The sequence below is a fragment of the Collinsella sp. TF06-26 genome, from assembly GCF_002232035.1.
In the GTDB taxonomy this organism is placed as follows: domain Bacteria; phylum Actinomycetota; class Coriobacteriia; order Coriobacteriales; family Coriobacteriaceae; genus Collinsella.
Map to the genome: position 1 here is coordinate 83,243 of NZ_NKXR01000005.1, position 18,590 is coordinate 101,832.

Annotated in this window: 12 protein-coding genes; 11 read left to right on the forward strand and 1 reads right to left on the reverse strand. The window is 58.6% G+C overall.

Translation table 11 applies throughout. The features are described from left to right. The first annotated feature begins 49 nt into the window (after positions 1-49). From CHY22_RS04490 to CHY22_RS04515, 6 genes are all read left to right on the forward strand, one after another. Complete coding sequence (locus CHY22_RS04490) at positions 50-376, forward strand: hypothetical protein (protein WP_089572607.1); 327 nt, start codon at positions 50-52, stop codon at positions 374-376. Between the two features lie 104 nt (positions 377-480). Beyond that, on the forward strand, positions 481-921 hold the full coding sequence (locus CHY22_RS04495; protein WP_158550938.1) for a MarR family transcriptional regulator: 441 nt from the start codon (positions 481-483) through the stop codon (positions 919-921). Positions 922-1,436: 515 nt separating this feature from the next. After that, positions 1,437-7,850 carry a discoidin domain-containing protein gene (locus tag CHY22_RS04500; protein ID WP_089572609.1) on the forward strand — a complete coding sequence of 2,138 codons (6,414 nt, stop codon included), beginning with the start codon at positions 1,437-1,439 and terminating at the stop codon, positions 7,848-7,850. A gap of 217 nt (positions 7,851-8,067) precedes the next feature. Next, positions 8,068-8,532: a 5-(carboxyamino)imidazole ribonucleotide mutase gene (purE, locus tag CHY22_RS04505; protein ID WP_006235810.1), complete on the forward strand. Its 465-nt coding sequence runs from the start codon at positions 8,068-8,070 to the stop codon at positions 8,530-8,532. 36 nt (positions 8,533-8,568) lie between these two features. Beyond that, the gene (locus CHY22_RS04510) at positions 8,569-9,573 is read left to right on the forward strand and encodes a class B sortase (protein ID WP_089572610.1); all 1,005 of its coding nucleotides are present in this window, start codon (positions 8,569-8,571) and stop codon (positions 9,571-9,573) included. A gap of 68 nt (positions 9,574-9,641) precedes the next feature. Beyond that, entirely contained in the window at positions 9,642-10,058 is a 417-nt protein-coding gene (locus CHY22_RS04515) for a molybdenum cofactor biosynthesis protein MoaE (protein ID WP_089572611.1), read from the forward strand. Positions 10,059-10,158: 100 nt separating this feature from the next. Here CHY22_RS04515 and CHY22_RS04520 read toward each other — a convergent pair whose 3' ends face one another. Continuing rightward, a complete protein-coding gene (locus CHY22_RS04520; RefSeq protein ID WP_089572612.1) occupies positions 10,159-11,388 on the reverse strand; it encodes a putative ABC transporter permease in 1,230 nt (409 codons plus the stop codon). 286 nt (positions 11,389-11,674) lie between these two features. On the opposite strand from CHY22_RS04520, the gene CHY22_RS04525 reads away from it, so the two are divergent. The 5 genes from CHY22_RS04525 (at position 11,675) to CHY22_RS04545 (ending at position 18,577) form a co-directional block, all read left to right on the forward strand. After that, positions 11,675-13,345, forward strand: coding sequence for an amidophosphoribosyltransferase (locus CHY22_RS04525; protein WP_089572613.1), 1,671 nt, complete (start codon positions 11,675-11,677; stop codon positions 13,343-13,345). Positions 13,346-13,500: 155 nt separating this feature from the next. Next, a complete protein-coding gene (gene purM / locus CHY22_RS04530) occupies positions 13,501-14,604 on the forward strand; it encodes a phosphoribosylformylglycinamidine cyclo-ligase (RefSeq protein ID WP_089572614.1) in 1,104 nt (367 codons plus the stop codon). Continuing rightward, positions 14,594-15,292, forward strand: a complete 699-nt coding sequence (gene purN, locus CHY22_RS04535) for a phosphoribosylglycinamide formyltransferase (RefSeq protein WP_089572615.1) — start codon at positions 14,594-14,596, stop codon at positions 15,290-15,292. The genes purM and purN overlap by 11 nt, the downstream gene beginning before the upstream one ends. Positions 15,293-15,744: 452 nt before the next feature. Continuing rightward, positions 15,745-16,962, forward strand: a complete 1,218-nt coding sequence (locus tag CHY22_RS04540) for a zinc-ribbon domain-containing protein (protein ID WP_089572616.1) — start codon at positions 15,745-15,747, stop codon at positions 16,960-16,962. A gap of 1 nt (position 16,963) precedes the next feature. Next, the gene (locus CHY22_RS04545; protein WP_089572617.1) at positions 16,964-18,577 is read left to right on the forward strand and encodes a zinc ribbon domain-containing protein; all 1,614 of its coding nucleotides are present in this window, start codon (positions 16,964-16,966) and stop codon (positions 18,575-18,577) included. Positions 18,578-18,590 lie beyond the last annotated feature (13 nt).

Below are 18,590 nucleotides of genomic sequence, written 5' to 3' on the forward strand. Positions count from 1 at the left end.
TAAACGATGTTCTTGCACATGATGCACGCTTTGCACGAGGAGGACCCATATGCACGAGAAACACGGACACGACCTTTCGCGCGACGACTTGATTCGCGAGGCAAAGATGCAGACCGATGCTATTCAGCGGCTCAACGTTTGGCTGCGCCTGGGCTATTCGCTCGTGGCGATTGGCTTTTTGATGGGGATGTGGGGTATGCAGGGAGGCCCCGGCTGGGGTGTCCCCGTGGGCATCGTGTGCCTGGTGGTGGGCACTCCGCTTTCGATCGTGCTTAAGGTTGGCACGACCAACGCCAAAAAGAATGTCGAGCGCATGCTCGAGGCCGCGGGTATCGACGTTGAGGAGCTTATGCGACGCAAGAAGGACGAGCAATAGACTTCCGCGTTGGGGTATCATAAATAATTGTTGCGAATGTTAACTAATGTACGGCAAATGACGGTTTTATGGCCCTTCTAGAGTTGCAAAGGACAATATCCCCAGTGGATTACGATGACGTCGCTCGAAAACTGATTGTGTACTCACGTTCCCTTGCCAAGGGATCCTTGAGTGCTGCCGGCGGCGCCAGTGTGGGCGAGGCACCGGTTTTACAGTATCTATCGGGTATTGACGGTGATGTCATTCCCTCCGAGATTGCCAAGAAGCTGAAATTTTCCCGTGCGCGCATGTCGCATATCTTGGATTCACTCGAGAGCAAGGGTTACGTTCAGCGCAGGACCGATCCAAACGATCGTCGGCGTGTGCTGGTGAGCATTACCGAGGAAGGCCGTGATTTCGCGGCGAAAAAAAATGCCGAGAGTGTGGCATCGCTCTCGAAACAACTCTCAGCGCTCGGCGAGCACGATGCTCAGGAGCTCGTGCGCATCCTGAATAAAGCTTACAGCCTTACCTATGATGCCGACGACTACCTGGACAATCTATAAGGATGAAGGCAGACATTTAGGTGCATCTTGAAATGCACCCGGGACAGTTGTGCCCATTGACTACCGTCAACATCTCATTCCAAACCAAATCAGCCAACATATGTCATGGCAATCCCCGGTAGGTCGCAGGGCGGCGGTCGAGCTTTTCTCTCGGGAAACTTCGCGAAGCCCAGTTCCCGAGGGAAAGGTATGGTCTGTGTAATACCAGATAAACAGTACATTTTTGCTAGATTGGTATTTGACTGAAGAACCAATTGGTATGGCTTATTAAGCCCACCTTGCCGTTGACGCTTATTTTACTGCCGCTGGGAGAATTCCGAACTTGGGTGCGCAAGTGCTCCCATATGTTGATATGACCTAGTAGGTGGCTATCTGGTTACTACCAGTTGGCCCCTTGGTAACGGGTGGCCCCCATTGTGCGGAATGTACCGAACATCTCCGTTTGATACGTTTTCCCATGCTGCCGGGGGGGGGGCGTCCTCGGCACCTCAGCATGTCGGAAGAAAGGAGACCAGATGCGCAGGAATTCCATTTTTACGAAACGGTGGGTGAAGGGAAGCGCGGTCCTCGTTGCCACTGCAGCGACGCTCGTGTTTGCCAATCCCCAGCAGGCGATTGCCACGCCACTCAAGGGCGTCGACTCGGCGACCGTGTCCCAGTCTGCCTCGAATGTCGTCGACATCGATTTCGCTGACGGCATCAAGGGCCGTATTACGTTCCTCGAGGACGGTATTTTCCGTTATAACGTCGACCCCAAGGGTGAGTTTTCCGAGTACGCCACGCCGCGCAGTAAGTCCCACACGGCTAAGATCCAGGCTCAGCCCGATACCTCGGACACCTACAGCAAGCCGAGTGCGACGGTTGCCGACAAGGGCGACACTATCGAGATCACCGGCGGAAAGGCGACCGTGATCCTGGACAAGGCGACTGGCAAGATGAGTATCAAGTCAGGCGACCGTGTCGTGGTTTCCGAGTCCGCGTCCCTCGACCTTGATAAGAAGGGTACCGTCCAGACGCTCGCCAAGGAGAAGTCCGAGAACTTCTTTGGCGGCGGCACCCAGAACGGACGCTTCCTGCACACCAACCAGACCATCGCCATCTCCAACACGAACAACTGGACCGATGGCGGCGTTGCCTCGCCCAACCCGTTTTATTGGACGAGTGACGGCTACGGCGTACTCCGAAACACGTTTGCAGAGGGTTCCTACGACTTCGGTTCCACGGACTCATCGACGGTCACGACTTTGCACAGCGAGAATGAGTTTGATGCCTACTACTTCGTGGCGACCAACGAGGGCGCTTCGAACGTGGCAACCGAGATGCTGCGGGACTACTACAAGGTGACCGGTAACCCGGTACTGCTGCCCGAGTACGGGTTCTACCTTGGTCATCTTAATGCCTATAACCGTGACGGCTGGTCAACGACCTCGGGTCAAAAGAAGTGGGAGACCAAGGGCAGCAAGTCCTCGAGCGAGAAGGGCGACGTTAAGTACGAGTCTGGCATGTCGACGGGCTACAAGCTCGACGGCACACTTGCGGCCGAGACGCTCAACGGTGAGGGCCCTACGGTTGATACCGAGAACATGAAAGCGACCGATTTCGACCGCCAGTTCTCTGCTCGTCAGGTTATCGATGACTACGAGGACAACGACATGCCGCTCGGTTGGTTCCTGCCGAACGACGGCTACGGCGCCGGCTATGGCCAGAACGGTTACTACAAGACCGGCGGCGTCAACTCCGACGGAACGAGCTCGGCTGACCGTCTTAACGCTGTGCGTGCCAATGTCGACAACCTTAAGAAGTTCACCGAGTATGCCAACTCCAAGGGTGTGAGCACGGGCTTGTGGACCCAGTCCAACCTTGAGCCCGACAGCAACTCCGAGACCCCGTGGCACCTGCTTCGCGACTTCGACGCCGAGGTCAAGACGGGAGGCATCTCTACCCTTAAGACCGACGTCGCCTGGGTTGGATCTGGCTACTCCTTTGGTCTTAATGGCATCAAGACAGCTTATGACACGGTGACGACCGGCGCCAACAAGCGCCCCAACATCATCACACTCGATGGTTGGGCCGGCACGCAGCGCTTTGGCGGCATTTGGACCGGCGACCAGTATGGCGGTAACTGGGAGTACATTCGCTTCCATATCCCCACGTATATCGGTCAGAGTCTTTCGGGCAACCCCAACATCGGCTCCGACATGGACGGCATCTTTGGCGGCGACCCCATCATCTCTGCGCGTGACTACCAGTGGAAGACGTTCACGCCCTCTATGCTCGACATGGACGGTTGGGGCACCTACCGCAAATCGCCCATGACGCACGGCGATCCCTACACAGGCATCTCGCGCTTCTACCTCAAGCTCAAGGCGCAGCTCATGCCCTATATCTACACGAGCGCGGCCTCGGCGGCCAACATCGACACGGGTAACGGCGATGCCGGCCTGCCCATGATCCGCGCCATGCTGCTTTCCGACAACTCCGAGTACGCCGCAAGCACTTCGACGCAGTACCAGTATATGTTCGGTGAGAACTTCCTAGTGGCACCGGTGTATCAGGATACCCAGGCAGACGAGAACGGCAACGACATTCGCAATGGGATTTACCTCCCCAACTACGGCACCGACGAGAATCCCACCATCTGGATCGATTACTTCTCGGGTAAGCAGTATCGCGGCGGCCAGGTTCTCAACAACTACGAGGCTCCGCTTTGGAAGCTGCCGCTGTTTGTGAAGGCCAACGCTATCGTGCCGATGTACGCCGAGAACAACAACCCCGAGGCCGTGAGCGACACCAACACCAAGGGTACCGACCGCAGCCAGCGTATCGTCGAGTTCTTCGCCACCGAGGGCGACGGCACCTTTACGCAGTACGAGGACGACGGCTCCTCCATCGAGAACAACACGACTGAGGACGATTCCTACGGTACGATCGACAATATCTCCTACGGTGAGCATGTGAGCACCGTCTACAGATCCAAGGCCGCAGGCGGCACCGCGACCTTCACCGCCGAAGCCTCGCAGGGTGGCTACAACGGCTACGACTCCAATCGCACCACGACCTTCGTGGCCAACGTGTCCGCCAAGCCCATGAGCGTCGTCGCCAAGAACGGCGGATCCGCGCTCAACGTGGTTGAGGTCGACTCGCAGGAGACCTTTGACACCGCGACCCCCGAGGCCGGCCAGGCGGTCTACTTCTACAGCGAGACCCCTAACCTCAACCACTACGGCAGCGATGTGGACGGCACCGAGGCCGAGCGGGGCGAGAGCTTTAACAACACCAAGATCACCACGAACCCCAAGGTCTACGTCAAGTTCGCGAAGACCGATGTTGCTGCGGCGGCGCAGACGCTCGAGCTGGGCGGTTTCGTGAACGCCGACGCCACGCTCACAGCCGATCGCCTCAACGAGAACCTCTCCGCACCCACGAACCTTGCTGCCCCCGAGGACGTCACGACCCCAACGAGCATCAAGCTCACCTGGGGAAAGGTCGATGGTGCTACCTCCTACGACCTTAAGGTCGACGGCACTGTGTTCGCCGTGGGTGATGCGGCCGAGTTCACGCACACCGACCTCGCCTACAATAGCAAGCACACCTACCAGATTCGTTCGCGCAACGCCGAGGGTTACTCCGCCTGGAGCGATGTGCTCGAGGCGAACTCCGCACTCGATCCGTGGCGGAACGTCCCCGACGCCGAGCAAATCACCTGGGAGGGCTCACTTTACGGCAGCCATAAGGCCGAGCTCGCCTTCGACCATGAGTTCCAGTCGGGCGACGGCGGTTTCCACTCCGGTGGCAACGATCTGGGCAAGGCGCTTACCGTTGACTATGGACGCGCTTACAAGCTCGATAAGCTCGAGTACTATCCGCGCGATGACGCCGGCAACGGCACTGTGACCAAGATGCGTGTTGAGACGAGTCTCGATGGCGTCCACTGGACGAGTCAGGAGGTCGATTGGGCACGTTCCGCTGATTGTAAGACGGTAGCGTTTGACGGCACCGTGGCCGCCCGTTACGTGCGCATGATACCGCTCGCCTCGGTCGGCAATTTCTTCTCCGCGTCCGAGATTGCCATCTACAAGACCGATGGCACGGATGGCTTCGCCGTGGGCTCCAACCTCAACAAGGCCACGATCTCCGACGGAGACTACTCCAACATGAAGAACTATCTGGGCCTCGAGAATCGCGAGCCCGATACCCCGACGTTCGGTTCGCAGATCCGCGACCACTTCGCCGACCTCAACGATAACGGCGTTTACGACGTCTACGATTACTCGTTCACCATGGCGGGTCTTGACGGCGGCACTAAACAAAAGGGCAAGGTCGCAGGTTCGCTCGCGGTGATTCCGAGCAAGACCGAGGTCGAGGCCGGTGATGAGATCACCGTTGATGTCTATGCGGCCGACGCCAAGAACGTCAACGCCCTGGGCACTCTCGTCAACTTCAAGAGCGACCAGTTCGAGTTTGTGTCCGAGAGCATCGCGCAGGACGGCTCGACTGCCGGCATGGAGAACCTGTCTCGCGAGAAGGTCCAGTTCGCGGACAGAACGCAGACTATCAATCTCGCCTTTGCCAACCGCGGCGATGGCAAGCTCTACAACGGTACCGGCGCGGTGGCGAGTTTCAAGCTCAAGGCCAAGACCGCCGGCAAGGTCGAACTGCCCTCGACATCTTGGCTCATCGGTCCGGCATGCGACGCACTTGAGTTTGCGAGCGACGGCACGGTGACGTTGCCGGATGTTCCTCAGCCAACAGTCGCCGAGTACGGTCAGGATGCCTTCAACATCACGATGACCAACGATGAGCTCACGACCGACGACGGGACCAACGTCGAGAAACTTATCCAGCAGAAGAGCTATAACGCGCTGTTCGATAATAACGAGGGCGACAACGGCTTTGAGTTCCTATGGAACTGGAGCGGCAACTGGGACAGCGAGGGTAAGCTTCCGAGTTACGTGAAGCTTCCCACCACGATGACATTCGCATTTAAGACGCCGTCGAAACTCGATAGTGTCGAGGTCGTTAACCGCAACGGTGGCAACGGAACCGTGCAGAAGATCAAGGCTGTCGTGACGTTCGAGGATGGCTCGACCCAAGAGTTCGCGGGCGGGGAGTACGATTCCTTCCGGGCTCGCTACGCCTTTGGCCTCTCTGCCGAGAATAAGGGCAAGAAGGCGACCAAGGTCGAGGTCACGCCGCTTGAGGCATCGGGTGACCAGATGCTCACACTGCGTGAGGTCAACTTCAACTACACGCAGGGTGTCGAGGCCATCGAGGGTGTCGAGCTAGGCAAGAACCAGACCGAGTTCTTTGAAGGCGACGTTACGCCCGTCGACGCCAAGGCCACGCCTGAGAGCGCCGGCTACCCCTATGTGACGGTCGAGAGCTCCGACCCCTCTGTGGTAAGCGTCTCCGCTGTTCAGGCTGGCGATAGCGTGAGCTACTACCTGCGTGCCAACAAGGCCGGCAAGGCAAAGATCACGGTGGCGTCGGTACTCGACCCCTCCAAGACCGCATCCTATGAGGTCGAGGTCAAAGCTGGTGTCGATACCTCTGCGCTCGTGGCAGCGCTTTCCAAGGCCGCGGGCTACAGCGAGTCCGTCTACACTAAGGATTCCTATGCAGCTCTCACCGCTGCGGTCGAGGCGGCTCAGAAGCTCCTCGACGGCGGCCAAGGCAGCTATAGCAAGAAGGATGTCGCAGACGCCACAGCCAAGATCGAGAAGGCAATCGACGGCCTCAAGATGCGCCCTGTCGATGAGAAGATTCTTATCAACACGCCCGAGAACCGCAAGAACGTCAAGGTGGCCGGCTTCTCGAGTGAGGCCGACTACGAGGGCAGCAACGCCGTCAACGCTCTCGACGGCGACGAGCGGACGCTTTGGCACAGCGACTGGGCCCATGGGACCGGTATGCCCCAGTATCTGAGTGTCGACCTGGGCCGCGACTACGATCTCACCGACGTTACATTCCTGCCGCGCCAGGACGGCGGCACTAACGGCGATATCTTCGAGGCCGAGATACTGGTCTCCGACACTGCCGACGGTTATGAGATGGGCACCGCCGCGTCGATGGGTACGTTCGCCTTCGACAACGACGGCCGCGTGCTCACCGACCGTGGCGACTGGAAACAGATGAGCTTTGGCGCCGCGCGCGGTCGCTACGTGACCGTCAAGGTGATTCACGCCGGCGGTGGCAACGTTGATGCCTACTGCAGCATGGCGGAGCTCAAGTTCTACGGTACGGCCGTCCCCGATCCGGTGGCGAAGGATGATCTCGCTACCGCGATCGAAAAGGTTGATGCCGAGGTTGCTGCCGGCGACCTCAAGGCCGGTGACTACACCGAGGCCTCCTGGACGGCGCTCGAGAACGCCCTGGCGAGCGCCCGCGCCATCTTGAGCGACGAGAACGCCACGCAGGACGAGGTCGACCGGGCGCTCAGGGCGCTCGAGAGCGCCCGCGGCGCGCTCGAGAAGACCCCGGTGGCCCCGGTCGAGAATCCGACTAAGAAGCAGCTCAAGGCCCTGGTCAAGCAGGCGAAGGAGACTGACACCAGGGGCAAGACGGCCGAGTCTGTCAAGGCCCTGACGGATGCCATTACCTACGCCGAGGACGTCTTGGGTGATGAGAATGCTTCCGACACCCAGCTCCAGGCGGCCTATGACCAGCTCAAGCTGGCTATTGAGAGCCTCAAGGATGCCGATTCCGGCAATCAGGGCGGCTCGGGCAACCAGGGTTCCGGCAATGGCTCGAACGGCGGCAACCAGGCAGGCAAGCCCGCAGGCGACAAGGCCCAGGGCAGCAAGAAGAACGGTTCGGCGATTCCCAATACCGGAGACCAGACGGCGGCGACCGTCGCGACCGTCGGTGGTCTTGGCGCCATCATCGCCGCGATCGGCGCTTTCTTCCATCGTCGCAGCAAGGCTAAGTAGCCCCAGCAACAGCTAAGCAAGCGTGCCCGCCGTCCCACCCAAGGACGGTGGGCACGCTTTTTGAATGTAGGCGGAAAGCTCCGACCCTTCGGCCTTAATCTCGCAAAGCGTTCCGTCTCCCGCCGAACACATCAGCATCGGCGGCTATACTTGAATTATTTGCAGTTAAGGGTCGCGGATTGGCCGCGTCGCCGCTCTCAACAGGAGGTCTTTGTTTATGGCAGATCAAAAGCCGGTCGTCGGGATCATCATGGGTTCCAAGTCCGATCTGGGCGTTATGGAAGGCTGCACCGCCGAGCTCGAGGCGCTCGGTGTGCCCTATGAGCTCGTCATTGCGAGCGCGCACCGCACGCCGGCGAAAGTCCACGAGTGGGCTTCGACTGCTGCCGATCGCGGCATTAAAGTGATTATCGCCGCCGCCGGTAAGGCCGCTCACCTGGGTGGTGTCGTGGCTGCCTTTACGCCGCTGCCGGTTATCGGCGTGCCTATGAAGACGAGTGACTTGGGCGGTATGGATTCGCTGCTGTCGATGGTGCAGATGCCTTCGGGCGTGCCTGTGGCCTGCGTTGCCATCAACGGTGCCAAGAACGCCGCCATCTATGCCACGCAGATTCTGGGTGCTTGCGACCCCGAGTACCGCAAGGTTATCGAGAAGATGAAGCAGGAGATGGCCGACGCCTAGGAGGCTCGCCGTTCCGTTGTAATCACAGGGAGAGTCATGTCCGACTATCAGGGAAAACGTTTTTCGGCTTCTCAGATCCCCGATCCATCCAAGTCGGGATCGGCCCGCTCCATGCAGCAGGGTCGGGTATCCTTTCCTCAACAGGCTCGCGCGCCGCGCCCCGTAGCGCCGATGTCCCATCGCCGTCAGGATACGCCGGCTGCGTATCGCCCTTCGTCATATGGCACGGCAAAGAAGCAGTCCCGGACGACGGGGCAGCCGAATGACGCGCCGTCCGGCTACACCGAGCCGCCGCGCAAAAAGCGCCACTCCATTATTCCCATTCTGCTCATCATCATCGGTATCGGTCTGATTGTCGCCGCCGCCGCTATTTTTATTAATGCCCAGATTGGCTATAAGCAGGCGAGCGATTCGTATCAGAAAATCGAGAAGCAATATGTAAGCGATAAGGACGCCAGCGGCGTGCCGATTATCGACTTTGATGCGCTTGCTCAGACGAACCCCGAGATTGTGGGTTGGATTTACGTGCCGGGAACCAACATCAACTATCCCGTGGTGCAGACCAACAACAACTCCAAATACCTCAACACGCTGTTCGATGGCACGTCTAACGCCTCGGGTGCCATCTTCTTGGATAGCGATGACACCGCGCCGGGAATGGTCGACCAGCAGACCACGATCTACGGCCACCATATGAACGATGGGTCGATGTTCAACGTGATTTCGGATACGACTGACCAGGCAACGTTCGATAGCATTGAATATGTGTACTACATCACGCGCGATGCGACGTATAAGTTGCGCCCGCTGGCGACCAAGGTGGTCGAGGACACGTATGCCAAGGCGCGCACGCCCAATTTTGAGGGCGATGACGGACTGAAGAATTACCTGTCCGAGATGCTCGACGGCGCTTCGGCGGTGGCGAGCGATGCCACCGATCGTGCCGCTTCGGCAACCAAGGTCGTAACGCTTGTGACCTGCCGCTCGCTGTCATTTAGCAATACGCGCGCCGTCATGGTGCTCACGCCGGTCGAGGAATAAGTTGTTCGAGAGTAGCTAAAAAGTCCCGTCCCAAATAAGCTACTCGACGACGGTAAAAAGGAGAAATGATGCTTGAAAGTGGCAAATCGATGCCTTCGGTTGATGTTTGGCTGCGCGAGGCCAAGGCCGATTCGTCGGCTCCTGCGTGCGGTATGTACCTGACACACAACGGCGTGGTGCGTGCGACGCCTAAGTCCGAGGTGCGTGGGGTCGAGACAGATGGTGTGGCGCCTGGACATAAGGTGGGCGGCATGGTGTTTGGCTTCGATGCCGAAAGGGTGCAGGCCGCTATCGAGGCAACGCGCGCGATGCCGGGTATCGGCTATGTGCGCGTGTGGCTGGCGAGCGGCGAGCTTACCGTGGGCGACGACATCATGCTCGTGCTCATTGGCGGGGACATTCGCCCGCATGTGGTCGATGCGCTGCAGGCGCTCGTCGGTACCATCAAAAATGAGTGTGTGAGCGAGGTCGAGCGCGAGGCGTAATGCCGGCAGCAGCACTCGCCAACAAAAAGCCCGCTGGCAGTTCAAATCAGTCTGCCAGCGGGCTTTTCTGTGCGTTGGAAAATCTCGGCATTGCTTGGCGCTACACGCGCGTCGCATCCTTGGGACTCATGGTCATGCTCTGGAAGCGGTTCTCCATGTAGTCGTTATCGAAATACTTGCCGTAGAACTGCGCGACGGGAATATCCGGCTCCGTGCCGTTGACGCGCTGGTACCAGTAGTCGAGCGACTGCAGCGTCATGACGCCGTCGACCAGCATAATGACGGTAAAAATGACGGTAGCCGAGTAGCGACTCTTCCACGGAATCATGTTGATGAGCTTGAGCAGCCTCGGCAGCAGTAGCTTGATCCAGATAAGGCCGCCCAGGCCCCACAGGCAGGCAAAGCCCGTGCAGGTGCGTCCGCCCGTAAGGACGGCGAGTGGGTCGGGCATGCCAAACAGCTTCATGTGCGAGTAGCTCCATGAGACCACGCCAAATGAGGTCTGCATAAACCAGCCCACGAACACCTCGAAGCTTGCGCCGAGCACAGCGCTTACCAGGAAAATGATGATGGGGTTCTTTTTATAGAAGCGGTTGAGCACCATGGTCATGAGTACGGCGCCAAAGCCATAGATGGGGCTGAAGGGACCAAACAGCATGCCGGCGCGGTTCTGGTAGACGCCCGGGTCGTCGACCGTCATGTGCCAGATGTCCTCGGCGATCAGGCCGAGCACGCAGCAGACGAAGAATACCCAGAACAGGTTGAAGTAGTTGAGCTTGATATAGCCCTCGCCGGTTTCATCGCGGCCGAGCATGCCCTCCGCCGCGGCGTCGCGGTCGAGCATCTCCTGCAGGCGGCGCTGCAGTTCGCGCTCCTGGCGCAGCGTGGGGTCGACGGTGGCCGAAAGCGCGATGAGGATACCGAGCTGAATAGCGGGACGAAGCAAGAAGGGCCCGATGCCCTGGAGCATCACATCGACCAAAAGCTCGACGACGGTGAATGCAATAAGGATGTAGGACAGGCGGGCGGCATTGCGGCGCTGGTTCTTGATAAGGTCCAGGCCAAAGATGATTAGGATGACGGCACTTGCCGCAGAGAGCATGATGCCGGCGACGATAAGGCCGACCGCGACGAGTGTGTTGTCGCCGAGCTTGGCGGCGGCGTTGCCGTTGATGAGCGCGGTGATGACCTGCCACATAAAGGCGCCGACTGACGGGAGCGTTCCCACGCCGGACAGGATGCACAGGACGGCGTACACCTTAATGATGAGCGGGATCTTCTTGACCTCCGTGGCGCTGGGGACGCTGGGGTCGAGTTCGTTTCGATCCATACAGAACCTTTCTCGCTTTGTTGTAGGTTATAAGGATACGCCGCCGACCTGCCAAAAGACAGGACGAACGTCCCAATTGCAACTTTGTAATTCCCAACGGCGGACGCGGCGGCCATCCGGGGGCGCGGGCGCTTGCACTGGACAGACCGATAAAATGTTTGGCAACAAAACTGATTATTAGCTCGGTGGGCTTTTAAAAAGCGCTGTTCATGCGCGGGAGTGCTTGTCTTGCCGTGCGTATAATAGGGCAGGTAACGCCAAAAATACGAGGCTCTGAGGGGATACCATGTCTCAAGAAACCATCCGCGCGGCCGAGCGTGCCGCGGGACAGGTGAACACCATGTCGACGTATGATCCGGACTCCGACCAGCTGCATGAGGAATGTGGCATTTTCGGCGTATGGGCGCCCGATCGCGACGTGGCTCGACTGACGTACTTTGGCCTGCGTGCGCTGCAGCACCGTGGCCAGGAATCGGCTGGAATCGCCGTGGGTGACGGCGGTACGGTTATGGTCCGCAAGGATCTGGGCCTGCTCGACCGCGTGTTCTCCAACGCCGACTTGTCGACGCTCTCCGGTCAGCTGGCCGTGGGTCATGTGCGCTACGGCACCGCCGGCGCCAAGAGCTGGGAAGCCTCTCAGCCGCACCTCTCTACCATCAATAGCGTCATTATTGCGCTCGCGCACAACGGCACCCTCGTCAACACCGACGAGCTGCGCCGCCAGCTGATCGAGCTGGGCGTGCCGTTCCTCTCCAACTCGGATTCCGAGGTCGCGACCAAGCTCATCGGCTACTTTACCCAGCGTACGGGCCATCTGCGCGAGGGCATTCGCAAGACCATGGAGCTCGTGCGCGGCGGCTACGCCATGACGCTCATCAATGAGCAGGCACTCTACGCCTTCCGCGATCCGCACGGCATTCGCCCGCTCGTGTTGGGCAAGCTGGTGGATGAGGGACTGGACCAAGCCGACGCCGCATCCGTTTCGCAGCTGCCGTCGCAGGACGGCGCCGCGACGGTTGGCGCCACCACCCATGTCACCCGTGCCGGCGGCTGGGTCGTCGCCTCCGAGACTTGTGCGCTCGACATTGTGGGCGCCGAGTACGTCCGCGACGTCCGTCCCGGTGAGATTTTGCGCATCAGCGCTGAGGGGCTGGTGTCCGAGCAGGGTGTGCCTGCTGCCGAAGAGCCTGCTAACTGCATCTTTGAACAGGTCTACTTCGCTCGCCCCGATTCCATCATGAACGGCAAGAGCGTCTACGCCTGCCGTTATGACATGGGTCGTCAGCTGGCACATGAGGAGCCCGTCGAGGCCGACCTGGTCATCGGCGTGCCCGACTCCGGCCTGCCGCCCGCGGAGGGCTATTCGCACGAGAGTGGCATTCCCTTTGGCGAGGGCCTTATCAAGAACCGCTACGTGGGCCGTACGTTCATCGAGCCTACGCAGGAGCTGCGTGCCATGGGCGTGCGTATGAAACTCAACCCGCTGCGCGACAACATCGAGGGCAAGCGCCTGGTCGTCATCGACGACTCCATTGTGCGCGGCACCACCATGGTGCAGCTCGTCAAGATGCTGCGCAACGCCGGTGCCAAGGAGATTCATATTCGCATCAACTCGCCCGAGGTCATCTGGCCGTGCTTCTATGGCATCGATACCGACGTGCAGTCGCAGCTCATCAGCGCCAACAAGACGGTCGATGAGATCTGCGAGTACATTGGCGCCGATTCGCTGGCCTTCCTTTCGGTCGAGGGCCTGCTGAAGGTCATGCCCAAGGGCGGCTACTGCGACGCGTGCTTTACCGGCCGCTATCCCGTGGCGATTCCCGAGAGCTTTGGCCGCGATAAGTTCATGGAGGGCTTTAAGCCCCGCAACCTGGACAAGCCGCTGCACTTTGACGACGACGCCGTGGTCGAGAAATATGTCGACCGCAGCTGGGAAGAGGAGCACGGCGAGGCCTAAAACCTGCCATGTAGGGACAGGTTTATTTTGGTAGGTTTTACCTGCTGTTTTGTTGATATGACGGCGCGTGCTGTTATGGCGTGCGCCGAAATGACGCAACTATGAGCACCGTTTGGCGCCTGCTCGTCAGACGGTAGTGGGAGAGGAAGGCTCAGATGAGCGACAGCAAGCATGTGACGTACGAGGACGCCGGCGTCGATACCGCCGAGGGCGGCCGCGCCGTCGACGCTATTAAGCAGATGGTCAAGGACACCAACCGCCCCGAGGTCATCGGCGGCATCGGTGGCTTTGGCGGCCTGTTCTCGGCCGCCGCGCTTAAGGATATGGAAGACCCGATCCTGATCAGCGGTACCGACGGCGTGGGCACCAAGCTCGTGCTCGCCCAGATCATGGACCGTCATGAGACGGTGGGCCAGGACCTGGTCGCCATGTGCGTCAACGACATTTTGGCTTCGGGCGCCGAGCCGCTGTTCTTCTTGGACTACGTTGCCATTGGCCACATTGAGGCCGAGCACATGGCAAAGATCATCAAGGGCGTTGCCGACGGCTGCAAGCTCGCGGGCTGCGCGCTCGTGGGCGGCGAGATGGCCGAGCACCCGGGCGTCATGGCTCCGGCCGATTACGACCTCGCCGGCTTTACCGTGGGCGTCGTCGACCGTCCCAAGATGCTCGACCCCGCAAACGTCCGCCCGGGCGATGTGATCCTGGGTCTGCCTTCCACCGGGGTGCACTCCAACGGCTACTCGCTCGTGCGTAAGGTCATCGGTGTCGACGGCATCAAGCCGGGTACGCCCGAGGCCGCCGCTAAGGCCGAGGAGCTGAGCCGTCCGCTCGAGGAGCTCGGCGGTGCATCGCTGGCCGACGCTCTGCTGGCCCCCACGCGCATTTACGTTAAGCCGATTCTGGAGCTGCTGCGCGGTGGCGCCAACGTGCACGCCATCGCCCACATCACCGGCGGCGGTATTACCGAGAACCTCAACCGCGCGCTCGCCGACGACGTCGACGCTGTGGTCACCCGCAACGGTGCCGAGATGGGTTGGGACGTTCCGCCCGTCATCACCTACGTGTCGCGCCAGGCCGAGCTTGCGCCCAACGAGGCATGCAAGACCTTCAACATGGGCGTTGGTCTGTGCCTGATCGTTGCCCCCGAGGACGAGGCCGCGGTGACCGAGGCTATGGTCGCGCTGGGCGAGAAGCCGTTCCGCGTGGGCGAGTGCGTCGAGGGTTCCGGTAAGGTCGTGTACTCCGATGAGCGCTAACGAGCAGATGGGTGCTGGCGAGGGCCTGGATTTCGTGCCCTACGCCCGTCCGACCGGCACCGATACGGCCGAGCCGCTCAAGATCGGTGTGCTCATCAGCGGTTCGGGTACCAACCTGCAGGCGCTGATCGATCTGATCGCCGCCGGCAAGCTCAACGCTTCGATTGAGCTTGTGGTGTCGAGCCGTCCTTCGGCTAAGGGTTTGCAGCGCGCTGAGCGCGCGGGCATCCAGACGCTGACGCTTTCCAAGGACGTCTATGCCGACCCTATTGCCGCCGACGAGATCATCGCGCATGAGCTGCTCGAACGCGGTTGCGAGTATGTGGTCATGGCCGGCTACATGCGTATGGTGCACACGCCTCTGCTGGCGGCGTTTCCCAATCGCGTGGTCAATTTGCATCCGGCGCTGCTGCCGAGCTTTACCGGTGCGCATGCGATTGACGATGCGTTTGCCCGCGGCGTCAAGGTGACCGGCGTGACCGTGCACTTTGCCAACGAGATCTACGACAACGGCCCCATCATCGCCCAGCGTGCGCTGGCTGTTGAGGAGGGCTGGGACGTCGACACGCTCGAGGAGCACATCCACGCGATCGAGCACGTGCTGTATCCCGAGGTCGTGCAGATGCTCGCCGATGGCCGCGTCCACGTGCTGGAGAGCGGCAAGGTGGCTATCGACCCGGCGCGCTAGCGCGTGTAAACAGGTCACCTAGGTTTCTTTGTGACATAAGCAATCGAAATAGCCGCTTGGGGCATATGGAACCACATGTGCCCCAAGCGGCTTTTCCATCTCTTCGATTTCGGGCTCCTGATAACGTGACAGGTGGGACCGAAAAATGGGGGGGTGGTTGGCTGCGCGCATGATATGGATATCAGCGGCGATTTCTCCATCTCGGTAAATAAAGATGGCTTCAAGTTCAGTATCGGTTCGAACTTCGAGGTAGCAACCCTGTTCAACGATTTTCTTGCACTGACACCCATGTCATGAGCAAGGATAACTAGCCGGTATAGAGTCGCTTGAGCGGGTATGTGTCTGTTCAAGTGACCCATCGATTTGTTTAAGAAATAGTTAAACTACGAAACAAACGGCACGTGGGTAACTCACGACTCAGCGAGAGTAAAAGGAATAGGAGAAGAAGGTTCATGTTTTGCCCCAAATGTGGCAGCAAGATTGGTGATGATGCGCGGTTCTGTACCGAATGCGGTCTGCCCTTGGGCGGGCTCTCGGGCAAGACTGCGGCCGAGGAGGGGCCCAAGGCCGAGCCGTCGGAGCGAGAATCATCGTCCGCTGAAGTCATAATGGAACCCACAGATACCGAAACGGACTCTGCGATAGGATCCGCGAATGCCGAGTCCACAGCAGAACCGAGCCCCGAGCCGGTCTCGAAGACCGCGAATAGCGGTCACTCCCAGATGTACAACTTCTTTATGCAACGCTGTCAGGTCGGCAACCGCCTAGTGCCGCAGTTTGCTATCATGATCGCCGCATTTATCGCCGCTGCAGGCATCGCTTACGCTGCTTTCATGCTCTACAAGAACGTCATCGAGCCCAATCTCCAGCAGCAATCCGTGCAACAGGAGCAAGCGACCGAAAGGCCCAAGAAGGACGAGAGAGCGGTCGAAGAAGTTGTCTATACGTTGGAGGCAAAGTCATTGACGGCGTCTGCTCCGGTCGACCCTATGCTCGAACAGGGCGAGCGGAGGGACATGGAATGGTCCTATCCGCAACTTAAGAGCTCCACCAAAGACGACGTTGCAGACAAAATTAACAAGGCGATTCTCGAGCCCCTTCAAATTGATGCGGAGCGAACGAATCGAGCATCAGATAATGAGCAATCAGATGCTGAGTTGTACCCCGACGGCGAATTACCCTGCATATCGAGAAACGTGACGGTTACGTACATGGATGAGAACTTTTTCTGTATCCGTGACGAGCGCTATTCGACGGGATGGGGTCCGCATGGCGGCACGGTTGTGACTGGTGTTATTTTTGATTTGCATACGGGTGATACTGTTAGTCCTCAGGACATGTTTGGCATTGATACCGAGGATCTTGCCAATTCCATGAGTTCGGCAGTTTGGCCGTATCTTACGGAAATGGGCAGAGAACATCCGTCTGATTACAATTCGATGCTCATGCGGAGCAATTCTTCGGACTATTCAATCAAGGGCTCAACGTGCTTGTGTGTGACATCCAAGGGACTGGTGTATCACACCGAAGACTATGAGCTCGGTTCTTTTGCGGACGGCAATTGCGAGATTTTGGTTGCGTCCTGGGATGATGAGTCTCAAGTGGGGTCCGAAGTAACCCCTGATGAGGTCAAGGACGGTACAACGGTGAAAGTCGATAAGGAGGACTAACATGTTCTGTCCCAACTGTGGATTTGAGCTTGATGGCGATTTGCGATACTGCACCGAGTGTGGCTATGCACTCGAAGATGCAAAGGCGGTGCTGAACTCTGCCAGCAACGAAGTGGCAGAAGAGCCTTCCGTTATCAATGAGGCTGCGGAAGAGATTTTCGCTAGTGACGAAACGGAGAAGGAGCCTTCCGCCGGTGCCGAGGCGGGGGAGGAAAAGTCGCCCGTGGAGAGCGAGCCCGTAGCGGACGAAGAAGACGACCGGCCCAAGGACGACGTGTCGTCCGATGCAACGCCTTCGATTCAAGCCGTGCGCGCCGACCGGCCAAAGCCGAGCAATCCGGTCGCCAAGCCCGTCGCGGCGCCAGCCCCTGCGCCTGCGGCGAATGTATCCGCACAGAAAAAGGAGCCCAAGGCGCTCTATATCGTTGGTATCGTCGTTGGTCTGGCAGTCATTGCCATCTTTAGCTATCTGCTGTTCTTTAGCAAGTCCGGCGACGTTGCCCATTACGGCCAGGACAAGGCCATCGTGGTGGCCCAAGAATCCAAGATTACCCCGACCGACGCAAAGGGCGAGAAGATCAAGAAGTACTCGGTGACCCTGAACGGCGACAACGGCTACAGCACCAATGCTGAGGTTAAGGGTGACGAGGGCTTCACGGTAAGCCAGTTTCCCGATATCAAACCGGGAAAATATACCCTCACCGTTAGGGACTCCAAGACCAAGGTTGAGTGGAGCGTTCCTGTCGAGGTGGTCGACAATTCCAAGTCCGATGAGGCCGTGAAGGATGTTTCGCTCGAGGTGCCTAAGGCTGACAGCGCAGACGCAAAGGCGGACGAGGGCGACAAAAAGGACGGAAACGCCGCTGCGGACAATGCTGCTGCATCCGCTGCCTATAAGCAAAAATGCCAGGAATATCTTGCGCGTTATGGTGAACCTCAAATGGTTGAGATTGAGGACTATATGTCAGCCCTTAGAGGTTTTTGCTTGGCTGATTTGGTTGATTTCGACAACGACGGCGTTTCTGAGCTCGTGACGGTTGTTAACGATATGAGCGCGGACGATATGAAAAGCGCCTGGGACGGAAATATTGAAGAGCTTCAGAAGTCCTACACCGTAGAGGTTTGGTCGGCGGAAGACGGCGGCATCAAAAGGATATATAGCCAAAAATGGCTCGACAACTCTAACGGAGGATCGATGTACCTGCCTCTTGTTAAGGATGATGAGCAAAACGTCTTACTTGGCAAGCGTACGTACGAAATGTGCGATGCGCTCAAAGCAAAGCTCTCAGGTAAACAGATAACCTATGGCGATAACTGGTCTTTATTCGGCAAAAAGGATGATTCGCTTTCGTTGGTGTTAAATCGCGAAGCTTGGTCCGTCTCTGTTTCTGGCGGTAATCTTGGAGACTATTACGCATCTAACGGCAAGGAGATATCCGAGAAGGATTTCAACGCGTTAAATTCCTACACAGATTTCAATCATCAATACTGCACGTATTATTTTGTTGACTTCTCAAGCTCAAGTCAGGGGTCATTTTCAGATGTGCCCGTTGTTGGTTGCCGCCAAATGTCCGACCGCACCAATAGCACACTAAAAAAGTTGGGGATTGAATAAAAGTTGAAAAAGG